This window comes from Microbacterium sp. CCH5-D1, from assembly GCF_001557335.1.
GTDB classification, from domain to species: Bacteria; Actinomycetota; Actinomycetes; order Actinomycetales; family Microbacteriaceae; genus Microbacterium; species Microbacterium oxydans.
The window spans coordinates 1-22,225 of sequence record NZ_LSJW01000040.1; the positions used below are offsets into that span (position 1 = coordinate 1).

Genomic DNA, 22,225 nt, shown 5'->3' on the forward strand with positions numbered 1-22,225 from the left:
CCCCCGCCTGCTCCCTGACGAGAGCCCGAGCCTGGTCCGGCGTGTACGCCGCCTGGAAGAACTGGTTGATCGTGCCCAGGTTCACCGGCATCGGGAAGACCACGCCCTTGTGCGTGGTGTAGACGCGGTGGACGTAGTTGGTGAAGCTCGTGAATCGGTTGACGTACTCCCACACCGTGGCGTTCGACGTGTGGAAGAGGTGGGCGCCGTAGCGGTGCACCTCGATACCGGTCTGCGGCTCGGCCTCGCTGTAGGCGTTGCCGCCGATGTGGTGACGACGGTCGATGACCGTGACCTTGCGGCCGGCGTTCGCGGCGCGCTCTGCGATGGTGAGGCCGAAGAAGCCCGATCCGACGACGAGGAGATCCATGTTGCTGCTTTCTGCCCGATGAGGCTCCGATGCGCACGAGAACGCGCGCCACACAGGTTCTCCACTCTACCGGGGCTCACCAGGGGAACCCTGTCAGCCACCCGTCGGCGGAAGCACCTCGCCCTCATCCAGCATCGCCTGCAGCATCGGGGCGAGTGTGCGCCCGTACGTGTCGGAGACGTGGTTGTCGTCGATGTACACGGCGACGTTCCCGATCACGCCGAGGCAGATGGAGTCCGGGCACATCCACGGTCGGAAATCGACGGCGGTGATCCCCTCGCGCTCAGCGAGCGCATCCAGGGAGACCCCCTCCTCGAACCCGATCTCCGGAACATCGCACATCTCGTCGGCCTCGTAGACGCAGCCGTACATGTCGAAGTCGAACCGCGGATTGTCACGTACGGCGATCACCTGGATACCGCGGTCGAGCAACAGCGACACGATGTCCTCGATCCCGTCCACCAAGACCTCGGGTGATGCCGGGCTGGCACGTGTGACGACGAGGTAGACCGCCTCGGGCTGCACGCGAAGGGCGTAGTCGATCGCCGCTGATCTCCATTCCTCGCAGGACGCGGCATCAGAGGCGGTCTCCGAGGAAGGAGCCGTGTCGGTGGAGGTGGAGGGTGCGCCGATCGCGATCGAGCATCCGCCCCTGAGCAGAGCGATCAGCTCCCAGTCCTGACCCTCCGCGGAGACCCGCAGCGGCGACATCAGCTGCTGGGCATGCGAGTCTCCCATCACGAGGACCCGCCGAGTCCCTGGGTCGGCGGCTCGCACGGTCTGCGTGCACGAGTCTTCCAGGGCCGGTTCGAGGGCGACGAGGTCGCCGGTGCACTCCTGCCCGAGATAGACCCACTCCGCATCAAGGGCCGTGGGGTCGGGGATCAACGGCAGGTCGATGCCCGCGAGATCGATGGGCGAATCGATCTGGGCCGCGCCCGGGTACCCCTGGGAGGCACTCGCCTGGATCGCGTCGGTGCGCTGCACGATGGTGCCCTGCCACGCGCCGAGCGGTACCGCGACGACCAGCACGGCCGCGACGAGCACCCCGATCCCGAGCTTCTTCGACCCTTTGAGCGCCTTCGCCTCCCGGACAGGCTGCTCGACGAAACGGGAGAGCAGCCTCGCGAGGACCAAGGAGAGTCCGATGATGCCGAGGCCCGCCAGCATCCCCGGTTCGGATCGACCGGAGAAGACCATCCAGATGACCAGAACGGGCCAGTGGACCAGGTAGAGCGCGTAGGCGTCGCGCGACACGTACCGGAGAGGACGCGATGCGAGGAACGCCGTCGGTCCGCCGCGAGCCCCGTCCCGACCGGCGATGATCACGAGCGCTGCGCAGAGGATCGGCCACAGCGCGAGATAGCCGGGGAACCCTCCCTGCACGTCGATGACGATGCCGCAGACGACGATCCCGAGCACACCGATCCAGCCGAGCGTTGCTGCACCGCGGATCGGACCGCGTAGAGCGGGCAGCGCCAACGCGACCAGAGAGCCGGCGGCGAACTCCCACAGCCGGGTGCGGGTGTCGAAGTAGGCGAAGTCCTGCGCACTGTTCGTCTCCAGGACGGAGAACACCAGGGACACGACGAAGATGATGCCGAACACGGCGAACAGCGCGGGAACGATCAGGTGGCGACGGGTTCTGAGCGTCAGCCATACTCCGGCGAGGAGCAACGGCCACAGGAGAAAGACCTGCCCCTGCACCGACAGCGACCAGAAGTGCTGGAACACGCTCGGGGTCTGCGACGCACGCGCGTAGTAATCGACCTCGGAGAAGGCGAGGGTCCAGTTCTCGACGTAGAACAGGCTCGACCACGCCTCGCTCCATACCCGTGGCCACTCGGTCCGCGGGAACGCGAGGAAGGCCACGGCGAGCACTCCCGCGATCGTAACAGCGGCGGCGGGGACCAAGCGCAGGAACCGTCGGATCCAGAACGACCCGAGCTGCAGCGGTCGCCCCTCTTGCATCCTCCGAGCGAACGACCCGGTGAGGAAGAACGCGGAGACCATGAGGAAGACGTCGACGCCGCCGGAGACCCGTCCGAGCCACACGTGATAGACGACGACGAGCAGGATCGCCAGGGCGCGGAGGCCGTCGATGTCGGCGCGGTGCGAGGACACTCCCCCAGAGGCGTGAGGAGCACCCGGGTACGGCGCGAGCAACGTCTGTTTCATAGCGGAGCGGCCATGCCGGCGAACGGGCGCCGTGGTCTGTTCGGGGAGACCGTAGCCGCACCCAGCCTAACGTCGCGACGACGGGGAGTGGTCGCGACGTCCTCAATGATCGGTCGGCGGTGTCTCCGAGGCGAGGTGGCGGGCGCTGCTCGCGCGCAGCAGCACGGTCGTGCGATAGGTCGCGACGAGCACGGCGGATGCCGCGATCACACCGACGATCCCGATGAGACCCCACAGCAGCACGGCAGGAATCATGAGCGGGAGGCTGATGACGGCGGCGACGACCGATGACTTCGCGAGCTCTCTCTCCCGGTGGAGGGCGACGAGCCCGGCGAGACCCACGATCTGCGCGACGCACTCCCCCGCGAAGCCGATCCCCGCGATGAGCGCGATCTCGAACGGGATGACGGCCTTCCCCACGGTCAAGGGGATGGAGATCGGGGTTGCCAGGAACGCGAAGCAGGCGCCGCCGAACAGCCCCACGGCCAGACCCACCCACAGCGAGCCCCTTGCGCGCAGACGGGTCTGCTCCGGTCCTGCTTCCGGCACCCACCCCTGCACGGCCTGGAGGATGGGGGCGAGTACGAGCACGCCGTACCGGTACAGCTTGTCGACGGCGGCGAAGATCGGCAGGACGGGTTTCATGTAGACGTCGACGAGGAGCACCGGGAGCATGGTCGAGAGGTTGCCGAAGAGCACCGTCGCGAGCCCGGGGATCTGTGCGCGCATCGTCGATCCGAGCTCCTTCACCCTCGTGCGATGGAGGCGCACTCCGTCGCGCTTGCGCAGTGCGAAGAGAAGACCGCCGACGACGCCGGCGACGGTCGCGAACGCGACGCAGTAGAGGTAGGAGGTCAACGTCGGCGCGATAACCACGGCGACCAGCGCGGCGACCTGTCCCAGGACGGCAGGCAGCGCGTCGAACACGAGCATCGCCACGGGCCTGTTGGTCCCGATGAAGTACCATGCGGCCCCGATTCCGGGGATGGCATAGGCGATCGTGGCGAGCACGGCCGCGAGCGGATCCGCGCCGAGCACGATGCCCAGGATCACGGCGAGCGGACCGACGATGAGGAACAAGAGCACTCGGGCGACGACCGAATCGGCGAGGAACTGCCGTCGGCTGCTCGCGGGGAGCGCGGAAACGGTGCTCGGGCCCGTCGCCCCCCACCCGAACGCGACGAAGATCGATGCGAACTGGCCGATGATCTGGAGCACGAACAGACGCGCCCACTCGTCGGTGCCGATCGTGCTGATCAGCAGCGGGATCGAGACGATGCCCACCACCGTGGACGCGACGATGGAGACCGAGAACAGCGCGCTCCGGCGCAGCAAGTCGTGTCGAAGCAGCGCTCCCAGCCGGCTCACGCTCGCCGACCGAGCCGACCGAGCACATCGGGCCGGATGCGACCGAGCGTGCCGCGCCTGCCATCGCGCCAGCCGGCACGGACGGCGCGCAGCTGCGCGACCCGGTCGGGGGCGAGGACGCTCCCCCACAGCACCATCTCCGCCATCTTGCGATTGCGACGCCTCATCCACCCCCGGTGGTCCGCGCCGTACTGTCGCGACAGCCACACGCTGTTGCGGACCATGTAATAGGTCCGCCACGGAGCGTGGTACAGCACGTGCCGCTGCTTTCCCAGGATGACCAGCGGGCGTCCGAACACCGAGAGCGGCACCGCCTCCCCCAGAGCGTGCTCCATCGCGAGTCCCTCATCGACGAGGAACTGGTAACCGGCCTCGCGTGCGCGCACGGTGAACTCGGAGTCGACCGCGTCGATGAACAGATCCGTGCGGAACTCGCCGATCGCCTCGAACGCACCTACCGGGAGCAGTTGCCCGGACTGGATCGGGTCGAACGGACCACCGGTCGGATCGTTCAGCACCGGCGCTCCTCCGACGACGCCAGGCACGGCGGCCGCGACGTTCACGCCCTGCGCCTCTGCTGCGTCGATGCGGCTCAACAGACGTTCCACATGCCCGTCGGCCAGAGCAGAGTCTTGATCGAGCGTGAGGATGTGCGTCGCCCCGAGCTCGCGCGCCCGGCTGATCGCCGTGTTCAAAGCGGTCGCGATACCGCGGTTCTCCCCGGCGGAGATGACCTCGGTCCGCTCCGGGAACGTGATGGTGTCGACGGATCGGGAGCCGTCGTCGACGACCACGACGGAATCGACCTGCCGCAGGATCGACTCGATCGTGCTCGGCAGACTCTCGGGTGCGCGGAACACCGGGATCACGGCGACTATGCGATGCGGCATCAAGTGCTCCTGTAGGGGTGGCGGGCGAACCGGAGCAGCGGACATCCGCCGGCAACGGGCCAGACGATCCTACCGAGGTCGGCTGGACGGCTCGCTCAGCGGGGGCCGGATCGTCCCGTCGAGTCCGGGTCCTCACTCATCGGACAGGATCTTCCCGATCGTCGCCGAGATCTCGGGAGCGAGCATCCGCACGTATTCCAGGTTCAGGTGATCGGCGTCGTAGTAGACGGGGACACCGCCGATCACGGCATAGCATCGCTCCGCATCGCAGAAGCGATCCGTCAGATCCAGCACCGTGATCGAGTCCGAGCGCTCGGCGGCGCCGGCCATCAGGACGGGGTCTGCCGGCTGCGCCTCCGCCCGGGGACGCGCGCAGACCTCGGGGTCCGTGGAGTTCAGCAGCACGCAGTCCGCGCCGCGCACCTCCCCGTTGTACGGCGGGTCCGCGATCGCCAGGACATCGATCCCCTCGTCGGCCCACGCCGTCCAATAGTCGATCAGGCCCGCACTCATCTGCTCGAACGCGGGCGTTCCGCTGCCGTCGTCCACCAGATCCTGTCGTGCCGCCATCGCGGTGACCACCAGATCGGGCTTCGCCGTGCGGATCGTCGCGGCGAGGTCGTCCGACCAGGTGTTGCATCGATCGGCCTCCGCCTGCCCCCACGGACCGCGGAACCCGAGGAAGTCGACATCGGCCACCGGACACCCGCCGAGATAGCTCGTCGTGACGATCCAGTTGTTCTCCCTGGCGATGTCGAAGATGGCTCCCTGCCACTGCTGTGCGTGCGAGTCGCCGACCAGCCAGACCCGCTTCGGGTCGGAAGCGCCTTCCGAGAAGTCGCACTCCAACGTCGTCTGCTTCTCTCCGTATGTGAGGATCGGCAGGAACGTCCCGCATTCCGGCGGCGTGAAGAAGTACTCGTTCTTCGAGGTCATCACCGAGTACTCCGCCGGACCGAACGCGTCGGCGCAGTCCGCCCCAGGGGCCATCGCCAGCGGTCCCTCGCACGACGATGCGACGACCTCGGCGGGAGGCCGGTCGGCATCCACGCGTGTCTGGTACCAGGCGAGCACGCCGGCGACGAGGCCGCCGATCACGACCATGCCGACGAGCATGAGACCGAGTGCTCTGCGGGTCGACGTGCGCCAGTAGCGCCACTTCTGCCCCCTGTCCTCGACGAAGGTCTTCGTGAGGGCGGCGAGGACGATGGAGATCGCGAGGACGCCCAGCTTGGAGAGCGTGCTGGCTTCCGCGCCGATCACGAACGGAGCAGCGACGATCAGCGGCCAGTGCCAGAGGTAGAGCGAGTACGAGATCCCTCCCACCCACTGGACGGGTGCCGACGCCGTCAGCCGTGCGTGCCAGAGTCGCGCGTACGACGTGCCCGCGACGATGACGGCAGCGGTGCCCAGCACGGGAACCAGGGCCGCGTACCCGGGGAAGGACGTCGTGTGGTCGTACGCGAACGCCGAGAAGGCGATCAGCACGAAGCCGAGGATGCTCACGATCTGGGCGACGATACGCGGGAGTCGCAGTCGTGCACCGAGCAGCGCGACGGCGCCGCCGACCGCGAACTCCCAGCCCCGGGTGAAGGTCGCGAAGTATGCCTGGGACGGGGCGAGGATCGTGTACACGATGCTCGCGCCCAGCGACAGCACGCCGACCGTCGCGACGACGAGCAGCAGCGCTCTCGAAGCGCTCCGATCGCCATCCCCGGACAGAGAAGAACTGCGGCCGAGGCGTGTTGAGGCGGCCAGGGCCGCGAGCAGCAGCAGGGGCCACACGATGTAGAACTGCTCTTCGACCGAGAGCGACCAATAATGCTGCACCATGCTCGCCGCGTCGTTGAGTGCCGAGTAATTCACCGACATCGCCGCGAGATACCAGTTCTCGACGTAGCCGGCGCTCGCGGCGATCTCCCAGGCGTTGCGGGCCCACCGCGGATACGGGAGGAACGCGATCAACAGAACGAGGGAGACGGCGAGCACGACGAACGCTGCCGGGAGCAGGCGGCGGATGCGGCGAGCGTAGAAGGCGCCGAGCCGCACCCCGCCGGTCCGTGTCATCTCCCCCACGAGGTGCCCGGTGATGAGGAACCCCGAGATAACGAAGAAGACATCGACGCCGACATAGCCGCCGGTGATGCGCGTCGGCCAGAGGTGGTTCAGGACGACGAGCCCGATGGCGACCGCACGCAGAGCCTGGATGTCGGTGCGGAATACACGCTCACGAGGGGCGGCCGACAGCGGTGCCGCCGTGGGCAGCGGAGCGCTCACGAACCGAGATACTCCCGCAGCAGATCGTCGCCCGTGCGAGGGTCGAAGCCGGCCGCACGCACACGGGTCAGATCGAGTTCGCTGTTGCGCGGCCGAGGAGCGATCGGACCGGATGCCGAAGCAAAGTACTGCTCCGTGGAGACACCCGTGACGCGGGACGGGTCGTGGCCCGTCAACTGGTACACACGCCGCGCGACGTCCGCCCACGTCACCGCGTCGCCTGCCGACGTCAGGTTGTACACGCCGGGCGCCGGGCGCACGGCGAGCAGGTGGCGGATCAGCTCGGCGATCTGCGAGGCGAAGGTCAGCCGACCGTGCTGGTCGTCGACGACGGTCGGATCGATGCCCTTCTCGGCGAGCGAGGCCATCGTCCTCACGAAGTTGTTGCCTGCACCGATCACCCAGGATGTCCGGATGATGTAGTGCAGCGGAGCCGTGGCCACGGCGATGTCACCCGCCGCCTTCGACTGTCCGTAGACGCCGAGCGGGCAGACTGCATCGTCTTCACGGTACGGGCGCTCCCCCGACCCGTCGAAGACGTAGTCGCTGGAGACATGCACGAGCGTGATGCCGTACTCCGCGGCGATGCGAGCCAACGCCGCGGGTCCCGCGGCGTTGACCGCCCACGCGTCCCGGCGTCCTTCCGTGGTCTCGGCACGGTCGACCGCGGTGTACGCGGCGGCGTTGATGATGGTGTCGTAGTCGCGCCACCGGCGCGCTGATCCCAGGTCGGCCGCGCCGAGGTCGATCTCGGCGCGCGTCGTCCACTCGATGTTCTCCACACCGTCGAACTCCTCGCGCAGCGCCGAGCCGAGCTGACCGGATGCGCCGATCACGAGCGTGCGACGCGGAGCGATGGGCGACACGTCTGCGAGGCGGGGGTGTGCGAGGTCCTTCTCCGAGACCTCGGCCTCCGAGAGCGGGATCGGCCACGCGATGGCGGCGGTCTCGTCGGCGAGATTGAGGAAGGAGTATGACGCGTCGGGCGACCAGTGATCGTTCACCAGGTAGGTGTACGCCGTGTCGGGCTCGAGCGTCTGGTACGAGTTCCCGACGCCGCGCGGAACGAAGATCGCCCTGGACGGGTCGAGCTCGGCCGTGAAGACCGCACCGAAAGTCGGCCCCTCGCGCAGGTCGACCCACGCGCCGAAGATCCGCCCCGTGGCGACCGAGACCCACTTGTCCCACGGCTCGGCGTGGATGCCCCGCGTGGTGCCGACGGCGTCGTTGAAGGACACGTTGTTCTGCACCGGCCCGAAATCGGGCAGGCCGAGCGCTGTCATCTTCTCTCGCTGCCAGTTCTCCTTGAACCACCCGCGCGAATCACCGTGCACTGGCAGGTCGAAGATCACCAGCCCGGGGATCCCGGTCTCCGCCCGGCCGAGCTTCTTGCCGAACTCGATGTCGCTCACGACGCCTACTGTCCCTTCGTCGCGTAGAAGGCCTCGGTGGAGTCCTTCGACGGCGCCCACCATGCCTCGTTGTCGCGGTACCACTGGATGGTCGCCGCGAGACCGGATTCGAAGTCGGCGTACTCCGGAGACCAGCCCAGCTCTGTGCGGAGCTTCGTCGAGTCGATCGCGTACCGCAGGTCGTGGCCGGCACGGTCGGTGACGTGGTCGTAGGCGTCGCGCGGCTGACCCATCTCCTCGAGGATCAGCTCGACGACCTCCTTGTTGTTGCGCTCGCCGTCGGCCCCGATGAGGTACGTCTCGCCGATCCGCCCCTTCTCGAGGATGGTGAGCACCGCAGACGAATGGTCGTTCGCGTGGATCCAGTCGCGCACGTTCTCGCCGGCGCCGTAGAGCTTCGGACGGATGCCGCGGATCACGTTCGTGATCTGTCGCGGGATGAACTTCTCGACGTGCTGGTACGGGCCGTAGTTGTTCGAGCAGTTCGAGATCGTCGCCTGGACGCCGAAGGAGCGGACCCACGCCCGGACCAGCAGGTCGCTGCCGGCCTTCGTCGATGAATACGGCGACGACGGGTTGTACGGCGTCTGCTCCGTGAAGCGCTCCGGATCGTCGAGCTCGAGGTCTCCGTACACCTCGTCGGTCGAGATGTGGTGGAAGCGCTTCTCGTGCCGGCGCGCGGCTTCGAGGAGCGTGTACGTGCCGATGATGTTGGTGTCCAGGAAGGGACGAGGGCTGTGCAGCGAGTTGTCGTTGTGGGACTCTGCGGCGTAGTGCACCACGGCATCGGCTTGGGCGGTGAGCGTGTCCACCAGCTCGGCGTCGGTGATGTCGCCGTGCACGAAACGGACACGGTCCTCGGGCAGACCCTCGAGCGAGGCCCGGTTGCCCGCGTAGGTGAGGGCGTCGAGCACCGTGACCGTGTGGTCGGTGTTCTCGACGGCGTAGTGCACGAAGTTGGAGCCGATGAAACCGGCGCCGCCGGTGACGAGGATGTTCGACATCAACGACCTCTTTCCAGGGTCTCGAGGAGGTAAGTGCCGTAACCGGACTTGACGAGCTTCTCTGCGCGCTCGCGGAGTTCGTCATCGTCGAGGAAGCCCTGACGCCATGCGACCTCCTCCGGCACACCGATGCGGAGCCCGGTGCGACGCTCCATGGTGCGCACGTAGTCGCCGGCGTCGGACATCTGGTCGAACGTGCCGGTGTCCAACCATGCGGTGCCGCGGGGCAGGACCTCGACCTGGAGCGCGCCGCGCTCGAGGTAGGCACGGTTGACGTCGGTGATCTCGTACTCCCCTCGTGGGCTGGGTTCGAGCGAGCGGGCGATCTCGACGACGTCGTTGTCGTAGAAATAGAGGCCGGGTACGGCGTAGTTGCTCTTCGGCTGCGCCGGCTTCTCCTCCAGGGAGACCGCACGACCGTCGGCGTCGAACTCCACGACGCCGTAGGCGTTCGGCTCCGCCACCCAGTACGCGAACACCGCGCCGCCCTCGACATCGGTGTACCGCTTGAGCTGCGTGCCGAGACCAGGACCGTAGAGGAGATTGTCTCCGAGGACCAGCGCGACCTTGTCATCGCCGATGAAGTCGGCACCGATCACGAAAGCCTGGGCCAGCCCGTCCGGAGAGGGCTGCTGCGCGAATGTCAGGTTGACGCCGAACTGCGAGCCGTCCCCGAGGAGACGCTCGAACTGCTCCGCATCGTGCGGTGTCGTGATGATCAGGATGTCCTTGATACCCGCGAGCATCAGAGTGGACAGCGGGTAGTAGACCATCGGCTTGTCGTACACCGGGATCAGCTGCTTCGAGATTCCGATCGTGATCGGGTGCAGTCGAGTTCCGGAGCCGCCAGCGAGAATAATGCCTTTCACCCCCATATCGTGCCACATCCCGGCGGGGAGCGCGGTGGGAGGATTCGCTTGCGCCACTTCAATCACAGTGGCATCATCTGTATCTTTCCGTCACACTAGGCAAGTGACCAGCTCAGTTTCCCCACGCCTGCGCGCCCTCATCGCGAGTACAGCCGCAGTCGTCTTTGCTGCCTCCCTGCTTCTCGCGAGCCCTGCGACCGCTGCCGGAGGGGGTGATCCCGCCGCTGGCGCCGCGGCATCCGCACCCGAAGCGACCGACATCGTCAAGACCGCGGACCTGTCCCTGTTCCGCCCGGGGAACATCATCGCCGACGCGGTGTTCTTCAACGCCGTGACGATGAATGCCGGGCAGATCGACTCATTCCTGCGGGGCAAGGTCTCCAGCTGCCGCGCGGGCTACGTCTGCCTCAAGGACTACCGGCAGAACACCCCGACCCGTCCCGCCGACGCCTACTGCAACGGCTACGCCGGTGCCGGCAACGAATCGGCGGCGACCATCATCGACAAGGTCTCCAAGTCGTGCGGCATCAACCCGCAGGTGCTCATCGTGATGCTGCAGAAGGAGCAGGGGCTGGTCACCGACAGCTACCCGCCGGCGGGCCGCTTCAACATCGCGATGGGTCAGGGCTGCCCGGACACCGCAGGGTGCGACCCCGCCTACTCCGGGTTCTTCTACCAGGTATACGGCGCGGCCAGGCAGATGAAGATCTATGCCGAGGGCCGCTGGTTCACCTACTACGCTCCCGGCCGCACGTGGAACATCCTGTACCACCCGGAGCCCAAGCGGAACTGCGGTTCCGCACCGGTGTACATCGAGAACACCGCGACGGCAGCGCTGTACTACTACACGCCGTACCAGCCGAACCGCGCCGCGCTCAACGCCGGCTACGGAGAGGGAGACGGATGCTCTGCCTACGGCAACCGGAACTTCTACCAGTACTTCACCGACTGGTTCGGCAGCACGCAGCGCATCACCTCCGTGATCGTGCGCGGCGACGGCCCCGAGGTGTATCTGCTGTCCGGCGGATACCGCTTCCACATCAAGACGGCTGAGGACCTGCGAGCGTTCTCCGCGAAGCTCGGTGCCGTGAGCCAGGTACCGGCCTCCTACCTCAAGACCATCCCCCTGGGTTCGCAGATCTCCCGCTACGTGCACGACGCCCGTGAGGGGATCCTCTATCTGATCGATCCCGACGGCACCCGCCACCGGTTCGGCAGCGAGAAGCAGATCCTCGATTTCGGCTACGCCTTCAATTCCTACGTGAATCTCGCGCCCGCGCTCATCGACGCGTTCCCCCGCGGCGAGGATGTCGGGAGCCTCTTCCACGTCGGCGTCGACACCCAGATCTACTCGCTCGACAACGGACAGAAGAGATATGTCCCCAGCGTCGAGACCTGGCGATACCTCTCCGGGGGCAAGCTCGGCTACGTGGCCTCGATGGATCCGAGCGCGGCGGCGAAGTTCCCGCAGGGGCGCGTTGTCCTCATGCCGCGGTCGATGGTGCGCGAGGTCGACAAGCCGGCCGTGTACCTCGCGACAGCGGGCACGACGCTCATCCACACCCCCAGCCTCGAACTCGGCGCGGCGTTCGGCACGTCGACCGCGGTCACCGTGCTCCCGTCCGGGGCGCTCACCGGTTACACCCCCGCGGCCACGACGCTGTCTCCGTTCGTCACGTGCGACGCGGCGCCGTATGTCATCTCGAGCGCCGGCCTGCAGCGGATCTCCGGCAACATCCCGGCGACACGATTCACCACCACGGCCCTCACGGCCGCGGACTGCGCCGCGTTCACCCCGAACAACACGCCGACCGCCCAGCCGTTCTTCATCCGCACCGACGAGCGGGGCGAGGTGTACCGTCTGCTCGACGGCCAGCTGCAGTACGTCTCGTCGTACTCGGACCTGGTCACCCTCTCGGGAGGCACCATCCGCCTGGTCGGGTGGAAGGACGCCACCGTGGGCGTGCTCGGCGTCACCAAGCCGATGATCCCCTCGGGAACCGTCGTGCAGTTCGCCGGCGACGGCAGGGTCTTCCGGTGGAACGGCTCGCAGCTCTCGCACATCACGACCTACGAGGCCCTGCTGAGGATCGGCGGCGGAAAGGCGCCGACGATCGCGACCATCCCGGCCAGACTCGCGCCGGTGATGCCTGTCGGCGCTCCGACCGCCTAGGGTCGCCGTCAGGGTCGGCTTGGTAGGCTCAGACATCATGCCAGAAACCACGCTGATCATCGTCCCCGCCTGGAACGAAGCGCAGAACATCCCGACGACGGTCCGCGAGATCACCGCTGCATGCCCCACGTACGACGTGCTGGTCATCGATGACGGGTCCACCGACGCGACGGGCGCGGTCGCCGATGCCGCGGGTGCACGCGTGGTGCGGCTGCCGTTCAACCTGGGCGTCGGCGGCGCGATGCGTGCGGGGTTCCTGTACGCCGCGCGTCACGGCTACAGCCGCGTCATCCAGGTCGATGCCGACGGCCAGCACAACCCGCAGGACATCGATCGCGTGCTTGCAGGGCTCGAGCACGCCGACATCTCCATCGGCGCGCGATTCGCCGAGGTCGGCGACTACGTCGCCCGGGGTCCTCGCCGGTGGGCGATGCGCGTGCTCGCACGGACGGTGTCCCGCGTCTCCGGCGCCACGCTGACCGACGTGACGAGCGGCTTCCGCGCGGCCAACCGCCGGGCGATCGCCCAGTACATCACCTACTACCCCGCGGAGTACCTCGGCGACACGCTCGACTCCCTCGTCGCAGCAGTGCACGCAGGGCTGACGGTCACCCAGGTTCCGGTCGCGATGCGTCCGCGCCTGCACGGAAAGCCCAGCCAGGGGCCGCTCTCGGCATCCGTCTACCTGCTGCGATCGGTCTTCGCCCTGACCTTGGCCATCGTCCGACGTCCGATCCGACGCTCCTCCGCCCCGTCCCCCGTCGTGTCAGCGTAGGAAGGCACCCCATGGTTGTTCTCGGCGCACTCGTGCTGTCCATCGCTCTGCTGTCGTTCATCCTCTGGATGCTGTTGACACGGCGCCTCCGCGAGAAGTACGCGGTGCTGTGGCTCCTGATCGGCGTCGCCGCCCTCGTCGCATCGGTGTTCCCGCAGTTGCTCTTCTGGCTCACGGGGGTGCTCGGAGTCGAGCTGCCTGCGAACCTCTTCTTCCTGCTCGCCATCCTGCTCCTGCTCGGTGTCGCCCTCCATCTCTCGTGGGAGCTGTCGACATCGGAGGAGGAGATCAGAGTCCTCGCCGAGGAGGCGGGTCTCGCCGAGACGCACATCATCGAGGTCCAGCATCGGTTGAGCGCGCTCGAAGCTCGACTGGAGGAGCTCGACGGCGGTCCGCGAAGCTGACCGTCAGCGCCTCACTGCGCCGCTGGGCCTGACCGCGGCCAGGAACAGGCGTCGAGCCCGAGCGAGGTCTCCACCTGCGAGCGCAGCGACCATCTCGCTCGCGGCGTTGAGTCGGGAGATGCACCGTCGCCGACCGATCCTGGCCGCCCGCGCCCAGCCGTTGGCCTTCATCCGCGCGGCGTACTCGTCGAAGAACGCGGCTTCCTGCTCGAAGCGGCTGCCCGACGCGGCCGTGACCGACGACACGGAGCTCATGTGCCTGCGATAGTCGAAGACCACGTCGTCGGTCACCAGCATCGACCCGCCGTCCAGTGCGATGTCCAGGAGAAGCCCGAGATCGAGCGCGACCGCCCAGTGATCATCGAAACCGTGGGCGCGCGCCACCTCGCTCTTCCAGACGATCGACGGGAAGTACGCCCAGTCCGCTCGGATCAGGCTCTCCGCCATGTGCCGAGCGTCGAGGATCCGGCCGCCCTCCCCCACCCGCGGCCGTACCCAGCGCTTCACGCGATCCGCAAGGGGCAGAACGTGTCGGCCAGACTCATCGATGACGCTCACTCCCGGCTGGAACACGTCCACCCCGGGATTGTCGGCGATGAGCCGTGACATCACGCCGATGTAGTCCGGATGCATCCGGTCGTCATCCCCCATCATCACGAAGTAGGGTGCTTCGACCAGATCGAGACAGCGATTGAAGTTCTTCGCCAGCCCGAGGTTCTGCTCGTTTCGGACGTACACCACGCGCGGGTCGCCGAGCGCTTCGAGTCGCTCTCGGATCGGATCACCGGGGTACGCGTCGTCGACGCAGACGAGCCGCCAGGAGTCGCTCGTCTGCTCGAGGACCGAGCGGATCGCCTCCCATGCCGAATCCGGGTGACTGTAGTAGGGCAGCATGACGTCGATCGTCACACGGCCGGGCTCAGTCATCGATCTTCCCGGTGCGGCCGGCCCTGGCATCTCGCCAACCGGCCAAGGCATCCCCCACCGGCACCCGTCCTGTCCTGCGCCATCCGACGATGAGCTCCTCCGCCGCCCGACGACCGAGCGCGAGCGAGCTGCGCACCCTGCCGAGCCCGGCCTTGCGCGCGAACAGCGCCATGTTCCGGACCCCGAGTCGCAGCGGATGGGCTCCGGGCTCCTGCGCGGCGCGCACATCGAGCACCACGGTCCGCCAGCCGTGCCTTCTGAGCGCCCACCCCGTATCGACATCCTCGAAGTACAGGAAGTACATCTCCTCCATGCCGCCGATCTCGCGGAGCGCACGGGTGCGGTACATCACGACCGCACCGTCGACCCAGTCGACATCGCGGGATCCGGAGGCGGGGGCGGTCACATGGTGATAGGCACGCCCGCCCTTGGTGAGGACTCCACCCGCGGAGAACACGACATCGGGCCTGGACACCCAGTACAGGGTCGGCGCGACCGCGCCCACGTCCGGAAGACGATCGAAGGCATCGAGCAGGCGCGCGCTGAGGTCCTCCTCGAACCAGGCATCATGCGTCAGCACGAGCAGATTCTCGATCCCTCGCTGCTCACACACGTCGAGAGCCAGGTTGACGGCTGCCCCGTACCCGGGGTTGTCACCCCGTCGGATCATCACAGGTGGTCTCCCGTTCACATCCGTCAGCACGTCATCAGGCAGATCGCCGCCGTTGTCCACGATGATGACCTGAGCGCACGGCGCCTCCTGAGAGTCCAAGCGCGCGAGCACGTCCCTGACCAGGTCAGGGCGTCGATATCCGATGACCAGCGCGGCATAGTCGCTCATTGGCGTGATTCCTCCTTCAGTCGCCTGAAGGCAACGACGCCTAGGCTAGCTAACATGTCCAGACCGTCCGATCCGCCCGCTCGCCCATCCCTGGTCAGCGTCTCGAAGTACCTGCCCTTCGAGGGTATCCGTCATGCGGGAGGCCAATACGCACTGCAGCACTATCGAGCGCTCCGCGACATGTTCACGATCCACGTCGTCGCCCCATCGACACGCCTGAACCGCGATGCGTCCGCGACCGAGCCCGACCTGGACTACCGGCTGCTGCAGAGCAGGAGCCCCCTGTCGACGGACGCCGGCAAGCCCTTCGCCGATCTTCAGTCCGTCGTCACGGGAAGCAGCGCGCACCCGTGGTTCCGCCGTGCGCTGGCGAACGACGCGCCTTCGCGTGTGGTCCTGTCCGCCGCAGACATCGTCGAGTACCAGTGGTCGGAGATGTCGAGCCTCACCCGCACCGTGCGCCGTCTGGCTCCCGGAGCGAAGACCGTCATCATCGCTCACGATGTCATCACGCAGCGCTGGGACCGCGCAGCCGAGCAGGCGACGAACCCGCTGAAGAAGATGGCGTTCTCGGCCGCCGCTCGGGCGAGCAGGCGCCGTGAGCGTCGCTCGTTCGACGACGTGGATGCCGTGATCACGTTCAGCGAGAAGGACGCCGCCCTGGTCCGCGAGCTCTCGCCCTCGTCCGCGCCGGTGGTGGTCCATCCCGGCTTCCCCGTGCCTCCCGCTCGTCAGCGGGGTCGCCGGAACACGACGGTCGTCTTCACCGGCGCGATGAACAGGCCGGACAACGACGAAGCTGCGCGCTGGTTCCTGTCCGCCGTCTGGCCGCGTGTATCCGAGACGCTACCCGATGCCCGCTTCCGGATCGTCGGGGCGAATCCGAGCGCGGCGCTTCGCGCGGCAGCGTCCCGCTCCGATGGAGTCGAGGTGACCGGAGCCGTCGATTCCTTCGACGACGTGTATTCCGATGCCGATGTCTGCGTCGTGCCGCTGCTCAACGGCGCCGGAGTGAAGTTCAAGACGATCGACGCGATGATGTGGGGCATCCCGGCTGTGACGACTTCCGTCGGTGCGGAGGGAATCGAGGGGGCAGACCTCCTCCACGCGGTCGTCGACGATCCCGACGCCTTCGCAGACGCCGTGATCAGTGCGCTGCGGGGAGCCGGCGAGGACACGGCGATCGCGGCCAGGGCCTGGGCCGTGTCCGTGTACGGTCTCGACGCGTTCCGCGACAGGCTCAGAGGTGTCTACGCCGCGCTTCTGGACGCTCAGCCGCAGGGGGACGTCAGTCGCAGCCGGTGATCTGGTAGAGGACGGCGTCACCTTCGGCGTCGATCTCGGTGACCAGATCGGATCGCCCGAGTCGCTCGAGACCACGATAACGATGCTCGTCGCCGTGGATCTCCTGCGAGCCGAAGTCGAGCACATAGTCGACCCCTGACCGCTCGACCGCGTCGCAGACCTGCGCTTCCGATCCGCGCCGGGAGAGCTCGTCCATGATCTCCTGCTCGTCGGGGCTCATCCCCATCAGGATGTGCGGCATGACGACCTCGCGGTCGGCATAGGCGTAAGCCATCCCGGTCCCTGTCCACGGGGAGCCGATGATGAGCGCGTCGTCGGGCACCTCATCGGGAAGCCGCTCCAGCAGAGCGCGCTCATCCGTCGAGATGAGAGGCGATGTCTCGGTGTATCGGTATGCCACGGCAGCGGCGGTCATCGCCTGCGCCATCGCCAGCGCCTGGCCGGCGAGGAGCACCACGGCCCCCACGGACATCCCGACGACGACGGACCGCCGCACAGACGGGGCTCCCACTTTCAGACGCACCCAGGCCAGCACCCATGCAGCCCCGACCGCCGCGAGCGGTACCGCCATGATGGGCAGAAGCGCCGCCAGGCGCGGAGCGTTGTTGTACCAGGCCGCCGTCATGAGGTCGCGCAACGGCTGGAACGGCATCGCGCTGGCGACCACGAAGAGCACGGTGACGGCGAGCATGAGGGCGAGGGCGACGACGTCCGCGCGTTGCCGACGCTTCGCGACGACGACCACGCCGACGACGAACAGCACCGCCATCAGCAGAGGGATCAGCTGGTAGCGCGGGGAGAGGGTGAGTGCCTGACCGAGCGCCTGGCTGATGGTCTGCTCTGTCGGCCAGCCGCGCGCTTCGAGCGGCGGACGCAGCACACGCCACGCGATGAAGCTCACGAGAGCGAGCACGCCGAACCCGATCGAGGTGATGATCACGCGGCGACGCTCCGGACGGGTGCGGAGGAATCCGATGAAGGCGAGGGAGACCGCGATCATGGAGAGGATGATCAGCGCGACGAGCGCCCCAGGGTGCGCGACGGCGATACCCGGGATCAGTCCGAGCACGAGCAGGACGAGTACGGCGTCCGGAATCCGATCATCATCGCCGTGGAGCCGCACGAGCTGGATGACGGCAGCGAGCGCCGCCGGCACGAGACTCACGCCGAGCAGGTAGGGATAGAGCACACCGTAATCGAGCATCAGCAGCGGGAACGCCGGGAGGAGCCCGCTCAGCAGGACTGCGCCGACGACGATCGTCAGTCGCCTCCCGAAGAGCACCACCGTGAGGAGCGCGACCGTGGCGGGCCACACCACGGCGGCGGTCGCGATCGTCACCGCGTTCGTGGCGACCATGATGGTCGTGCCGGTGAGCTGGACGACGAGCGCGACGATCGAGTGCCAGGCTGCCGGATAGAACGCCGACGCTCCTGGTGCACTCGTCATGCCGCCCACGCTCATCGGAGAGGCGTTCTCAGTGTCGAGGATGTACCGGACGGCATTCAGGTGGAAGACGTTGTCGAACGTCTGGGAGATGTTCTCCGGTGCGCCCACCACGAGCGCGATCTGAAGTCCGAACAGGATCGCCGCGACCACGAACGACGCCGCGATCATGGCCGTGCGGCGCGAGACCTTGCCCACCGGCCCACGGGCGCGGGTGAATCGGGCGACGAGGTACGCGACGATCGCCAGGCCGAGTGCGGTGACGAGCACCGGGAGCACCGACCACGGGATACCGAGCAGGCCTGACCACAGCGACGCGAGCACGATGACGCTCACCGACGCCGGAGCGGCGACGCCCCACGCCCAGAGCCCTCGCAGCGAGAGAGCCCTGGCGACGAGGTATCCGGGGAGGAAGAGAAGGGCTACCGAGATGAGGATGACAGGCGCCGCCCCCAGCCAGCTCACGCGTCTTCCGCCTCGGGATACCGCACCTTGGGGTTGAAGGTGATCCCCTGCAGCCACTTGCCGAGGAGGCGAGCGCGAAGGTCGAGGGAGACCTTTCCGCGGTGCAGGCTGACGAACAGCCGGGCGCCGAACTCGAGGAAATGCAGGAGTCCGCGGTGGTGCAGCTGCCACGACGCTTCGTTGCGCACGCCGTAGGCGAACTTCCACAGGCTCTTCCGGTCGACCATCGCGAAGTTCACGCCGCGGTTGTCGCCCATGTCATGGATCACCGAGCTGTCGAGCACCTGCACTCCGGGGCAGCGGGCGGTCAGACGCAACGTGTACTCACGGTCGTCGAACCAGATGAAGTACTCCGCGTACGGGAAGCCGTATTCGGCGATCGCCCACCGCGGGATCAGCACGGAGACGAACGAGCACGCGGTGACCATCACGTTCTGCTGGCCCTTGACCAGGAGCCGTCCCCAGTCCCACGTCGGAACGGGATTGTTCATCTCGCAGATGCTGCCGTCCGTGAACTCCACGACCGAGCAAGCGAACGGCACGTCGGGGCCGAGCTCCGACACGGCACCATCGAATCCTGCGATCAATGCGGCGAGCGCATCCGGCTTCGGGTAGCAGTCGTCGTCCATGATCCAGACGTGATCGGCACCGGAAGCGTACCCCCGGCGCATACCCTCGGTGAATCCACCGGCTCCTCCCGAGTTGGTCGCCATGGTGACGACCTCGACGGGCACCGGGAGCTCGAGGCCCGCCAGGTACTCAGCGGTACCGTCGGTCGAGGCGTTGTCGATCACGAACAGCGTCTCCACCGGGTGCGTCTGCGCGGCGATGGAGGCGAGGACCGTCTTGAGCTTCTCCAGCCGATTGAATGTGACGACCACCGCTGCGACGCTCACCACGAGCTCACCTCTTCCTTGAACCATGAACTCGCGGACGGCTGCGACAGCAGCTTCTTCTCCGCCTTGCGCTCCTTGCGCCAGAGCGACTCCCTGGCCTTCTCGTCGCCGATGAGCGGCGCGACGGCATCTGCGAGTCGCCGTGCCGCACGGTGTGCGAAACGTGGCACGAGAGCGGGAGCGGGGATGATGTCGCGCTGAGCGCCGACATCTGTCGAGACGACGGGCACACCGTGCGCGATCGCCTCCAGCGTCGTCAGCGTGAGCCCCTCGTTGTGGGACGAGACCACGAGGACGTGCGCTTCGTCGAGCGTCTCGGAGACCGGCGTCAGAGAGGTGCGACGGACGATGTCATCGGTCATGTCCGCTGCGGCGATGATGTCGTCCACCCACCCGGCGAGCTCGCCGTCGCCGTGAAGGATGTACCGCACCGAATAGCCCTGGCGCTTGAGGCGAGCGGCCATCGCGACGAAGACCTCCGGTGCCTTCTGTCTTGCCAGCCGGCCGACGAAAGCGATGGTGAAGGTCTCCCCCTCAGCCCTGGACCGGAAGACGGCATCCTTCGGCTTGACCGTGAGTCCGCCCAGCGGAGCCATCACGACCTTCTCGGAGGGGATGCCCTGCACCTCGGTCATCCAGCGCGCGAGGCTGGGAGATATGACATGGTGCTTCGTCAGGGACTCGGCCGCGATCGCGCTGCTGAGCGGATATCCGCCCCCTCGGTACTCGACGATGTGAGTGCTGTCGATGATCGGGATGCCCGGCCGGGAGGCGGCGATCCACGCGATGCGGTCATACAGCCACTGGTTGTGGTGGATCACGACGCCGCGCACGTCGAACGTGCGCAGCAGAGCTCGCAGCAGCGGCTCGATACCGGGAGTCTGCGATTCGACCGTGGGCTCGGAGAACGGGATGAGCAGCGCGCCGTCGAGTTCCGGCCTCGTGATCCACGGCTGATGGGAGTCACGGTTCGTCAGGACGATGGGCAGGAAGCCGGCCTCGCGCACGAGTCGGACGGTTTCGAAGGCCCAGAGCTCTGCCCCTCCGAGCTGGAACCAGTGCAGACCGATGATCACGGCCTTCTGCGCGCCGGCGGGCGTCTGCGCGGCAGGGACGATGACGTCGTCCTCATGGAGTTCGCCCGGACGGAACTCCGATGCGTACTGACGGCGCTGCACCGGCGTGTGCAGCTGGCGACGGAACCGGAGAAGCGACAGATCGCGGAGGTCGTCGTAGAAGAGGGGCGCACGGGCCTTCACCTGCCGTGCGACACGGCCGATAAGGTCCTGGCGCGGCATCTGATAGGGATCGGACTCCAACACCACGTCGGCCGAGACGTGCAGGTGCCGTGTGTGCGAAGCCGTGAGTGCGGCGGACACGGCCTCGGAAGGGAGAATCGTGCGGTTCTCCGGTGCGACCGTGCTGACGACATCGAAAGTCGTCAGACGATGCCTGTTGAACCGCGACATGCCGTCGAAGGTGCTGTCATCCGTGAGCCGCGGCGGCGTCTCACGCGTGCCGTCGTAGAGATGCACGCGGAGTTCCCGCTCCGGCGCCATCAGGGCGTGGAAGTTCAGCGCCCCCACCAGCAGACGACGCTCCCGCAAGGAGAATTCCGTTCCCGTCCGCTCGTCCGAGAAGCGAAAGAGGGCGGGTTGATCGAGAGCTTGGAGAAGTGTCACGAGTACCTGTTGCTTTCGGATCGACGGACGCACAGACCTCGGCGAGCCTATCAGCGACACCAGGCGTCACCCTGGGTCTCGGCTGTGCCACCACGGCGGGCATCCGGTCCCTCCTGGTTGCCAGGTAGCGCCCAGAGTCACTCGTATGATTGTCTCCGGTGCGCGCGAGACGGTCGGCGCATACGGAAGGTGGATCCGCGGTGCAACAGGCTCGCACGCTCGAGGCGCAGAGGTTGACGACCCCCGGCGCGAATCGAGGACTTCTCGAAGTCTTCCGACAGCGCTATCTCCTCTCGCTCATCGTGCGGAAGGAAGTGCAGATAAGGTACCGGGGCTCCATCTTCGGCTGGCTCTGGTCGTACGTGAAGCCGCTCGTCCAGTTCGTCGTCTTCTTCGTCGCCATCGGCGTCTTCCTCGGTCTGAACGATCGAGTCGAGTTCTTCCCGATCTATCTGCTGTCGGGGATCACGGTCGTCACCTTCTTCAACGAGGCCTTCTCGAACGGCACGCGCTCCCTCGTCGACAATGCGGCGCTCATCAAGAAGATCTATCTGCCCCGTGAGATGTTCCCCATCGCGAGCATGATGATCGCCGCCGTCAACACGGTTCCGCAGATCATCGTCGTCGTGGGGATCTCCCTCTTCTTCGGGTGGGCGCCTTCCCTGGCGTCGGTGGCCGCGATCGTGCTCTCGCTGGTGATCATCGCCGTGCTGGCGAGTGGTCTCGGGCTGTTCTTCGGCGCGATCAACGTCACGTTCCGCGACGCGCAGAGCTTCGTCGAGATCATCGTCATGGTCGCGATCTGGGCGTCGCCCGTCATGTACGAGTGGACGCAGGTGGCCCGTGTCGCACCGGAGTGGCTCTTCGTTCTCTACCGACTGAACCCGATCACGGCGGCCGTCGAGCTGTTCCACTACGGCATCTGGTTCCCCCTCGGCCCCGACA

The 22,225-nt window shown here is 67.1% G+C and carries 18 protein-coding genes; 5 read left to right on the forward strand and 13 right to left on the reverse strand.

Annotated elements, in window-relative coordinates:
• From AX744_RS02615 to rfbA, 8 genes are all read right to left on the reverse strand, one after another.
• Window positions 1-370 (reverse strand): FAD-dependent oxidoreductase (locus AX744_RS02615; RefSeq protein ID WP_157543502.1); only part of this gene is annotated, 370 nt, incomplete at its 3' end.
• A 93-nt stretch (window positions 371-463) separates the two neighbouring features.
• Window positions 464-2,494 (reverse strand): acyltransferase family protein, encoded by a 2,031-nt coding sequence (locus tag AX744_RS02620; RefSeq protein ID WP_061015316.1) that lies wholly within the window; start codon window positions 2,492-2,494, stop codon window positions 464-466.
• 156 nt (window positions 2,495-2,650) lie between these two features.
• The gene (locus AX744_RS02625) at window positions 2,651-3,916 is read right to left on the reverse strand and encodes a lipopolysaccharide biosynthesis protein (RefSeq protein WP_061015317.1); all 1,266 of its coding nucleotides are present in this window, start codon (window positions 3,914-3,916) and stop codon (window positions 2,651-2,653) included.
• Window positions 3,913-4,806 (reverse strand): glycosyltransferase, encoded by an 894-nt coding sequence (locus AX744_RS02630; protein ID WP_061015318.1) that lies wholly within the window; start codon window positions 4,804-4,806, stop codon window positions 3,913-3,915. The genes AX744_RS02625 and AX744_RS02630 overlap by 4 nt, the downstream gene beginning before the upstream one ends.
• Window positions 4,807-4,938: 132 nt before the next feature.
• A complete protein-coding gene (locus AX744_RS02635; protein ID WP_061015319.1) occupies window positions 4,939-7,083 on the reverse strand; it encodes an acyltransferase family protein in 2,145 nt (714 codons plus the stop codon).
• Window positions 7,080-8,495 carry a sugar nucleotide-binding protein gene (locus tag AX744_RS02640; protein ID WP_061015320.1) on the reverse strand — a complete coding sequence of 472 codons (1,416 nt, stop codon included), beginning with the start codon at window positions 8,493-8,495 and terminating at the stop codon, window positions 7,080-7,082. The genes AX744_RS02635 and AX744_RS02640 overlap by 4 nt, the downstream gene beginning before the upstream one ends.
• A 5-nt stretch (window positions 8,496-8,500) precedes the next feature.
• The gene (gene rfbB, locus AX744_RS02645; protein WP_058632611.1) at window positions 8,501-9,499 is read right to left on the reverse strand and encodes a dTDP-glucose 4,6-dehydratase; all 999 of its coding nucleotides are present in this window, start codon (window positions 9,497-9,499) and stop codon (window positions 8,501-8,503) included.
• Window positions 9,499-10,368: a glucose-1-phosphate thymidylyltransferase RfbA gene (gene rfbA, locus AX744_RS02650; RefSeq protein ID WP_058632643.1), complete on the reverse strand. Its 870-nt coding sequence runs from the start codon at window positions 10,366-10,368 to the stop codon at window positions 9,499-9,501. Before rfbA ends, rfbB begins: the two co-directional genes overlap by 1 nt.
• Window positions 10,369-10,471: 103 nt before the next feature.
• On the opposite strand from rfbA, the gene AX744_RS20500 reads away from it, so the two are divergent.
• From AX744_RS20500 to AX744_RS02665, 3 genes are read left to right on the forward strand one after another with little or no spacing between them, the layout of a single operon-like run.
• The gene (locus tag AX744_RS20500) at window positions 10,472-12,541 is read left to right on the forward strand and encodes a hypothetical protein (protein WP_061015321.1); all 2,070 of its coding nucleotides are present in this window, start codon (window positions 10,472-10,474) and stop codon (window positions 12,539-12,541) included.
• Window positions 12,542-12,578: 37 nt separating this feature from the next.
• On the forward strand, window positions 12,579-13,316 hold the full coding sequence (locus AX744_RS02660; protein WP_058632609.1) for a glycosyltransferase family 2 protein: 738 nt from the start codon (window positions 12,579-12,581) through the stop codon (window positions 13,314-13,316).
• A gap of 11 nt (window positions 13,317-13,327) precedes the next feature.
• Window positions 13,328-13,720 carry a DUF2304 domain-containing protein gene (locus AX744_RS02665; RefSeq protein WP_061015322.1) on the forward strand — a complete coding sequence of 131 codons (393 nt, stop codon included), beginning with the start codon at window positions 13,328-13,330 and terminating at the stop codon, window positions 13,718-13,720.
• 3 nt (window positions 13,721-13,723) lie between these two features.
• On the opposite strand, the gene AX744_RS02670 is transcribed toward AX744_RS02665, so the two are convergent.
• On the reverse strand, window positions 13,724-14,647 hold the full coding sequence (locus AX744_RS02670; protein ID WP_218867326.1) for a glycosyltransferase family 2 protein: 924 nt from the start codon (window positions 14,645-14,647) through the stop codon (window positions 13,724-13,726).
• Complete coding sequence (locus AX744_RS02675; RefSeq protein WP_061015324.1) at window positions 14,640-15,488, reverse strand: glycosyltransferase; 849 nt, start codon at window positions 15,486-15,488, stop codon at window positions 14,640-14,642. The genes AX744_RS02670 and AX744_RS02675 overlap by 8 nt, the downstream gene beginning before the upstream one ends.
• 54 nt (window positions 15,489-15,542) lie before the next feature.
• Here AX744_RS02675 and AX744_RS02680 point away from each other — a divergent pair, with 54 nt between their 5' ends.
• Window positions 15,543-16,793 (forward strand): glycosyltransferase, encoded by a 1,251-nt coding sequence (locus AX744_RS02680; protein WP_082738380.1) that lies wholly within the window; start codon window positions 15,543-15,545, stop codon window positions 16,791-16,793.
• Here the strand turns inward: AX744_RS02680 and AX744_RS02685 are convergent.
• From AX744_RS02685 to AX744_RS02695, 3 genes are read right to left on the reverse strand one after another with little or no spacing between them, the layout of a single operon-like run.
• A complete protein-coding gene (locus tag AX744_RS02685) occupies window positions 16,777-18,702 on the reverse strand; it encodes a DUF6541 family protein (protein WP_061015326.1) in 1,926 nt (641 codons plus the stop codon). The genes AX744_RS02680 and AX744_RS02685 overlap by 17 nt on opposite strands.
• Complete coding sequence (locus AX744_RS02690) at window positions 18,699-19,598, reverse strand: glycosyltransferase family 2 protein (RefSeq protein ID WP_230977845.1); 900 nt, start codon at window positions 19,596-19,598, stop codon at window positions 18,699-18,701. Before AX744_RS02690 ends, AX744_RS02685 begins: the two co-directional genes overlap by 4 nt.
• Window positions 19,595-21,205, reverse strand: coding sequence for a glycosyltransferase (locus tag AX744_RS02695; RefSeq protein ID WP_061015327.1), 1,611 nt, complete (start codon window positions 21,203-21,205; stop codon window positions 19,595-19,597). Before AX744_RS02695 ends, AX744_RS02690 begins: the two co-directional genes overlap by 4 nt.
• A gap of 275 nt (window positions 21,206-21,480) precedes the next feature.
• Between AX744_RS02695 and AX744_RS02700 the strand changes: the two genes are divergently transcribed.
• Window positions 21,481-22,225 (forward strand): ABC transporter permease (locus AX744_RS02700; protein WP_157543505.1); only part of this gene is annotated, 745 nt, incomplete at its 3' end.

Bases quoted from the DNA above. Each gene is read 5' to 3' on its own strand.
- rfbB (WP_058632611.1), bottom strand. From the start codon at position 9,499: ATGTCGAACATCCTCGTCACCGGCGGCGCCGGTTTCATCGGCTCCAAC.
- AX744_RS02665 (WP_061015322.1), top strand. From the start codon at position 13,328: ATGGTTGTTCTCGGCGCACTCGTGCTGTCCATCGCTCTGCTGTCGTTC.
- AX744_RS02680 (WP_082738380.1), top strand. From the start codon at position 15,543: ATGTCCAGACCGTCCGATCCGCCCGCTCGCCCATCCCTGGTCAGCGTC.
- AX744_RS02630 (WP_061015318.1), bottom strand. From the start codon at position 4,806: ATGCCGCATCGCATAGTCGCCGTGATCCCGGTGTTCCGCGCACCCGAG.
- AX744_RS02670 (WP_218867326.1), bottom strand. From the start codon at position 14,647: ATGACTGAGCCCGGCCGTGTGACGATCGACGTCATGCTGCCCTACTAC.
- AX744_RS02675 (WP_061015324.1), bottom strand. From the start codon at position 15,488: ATGAGCGACTATGCCGCGCTGGTCATCGGATATCGACGCCCTGACCTG.
- AX744_RS02660 (WP_058632609.1), top strand. From the start codon at position 12,579: ATGCCAGAAACCACGCTGATCATCGTCCCCGCCTGGAACGAAGCGCAG.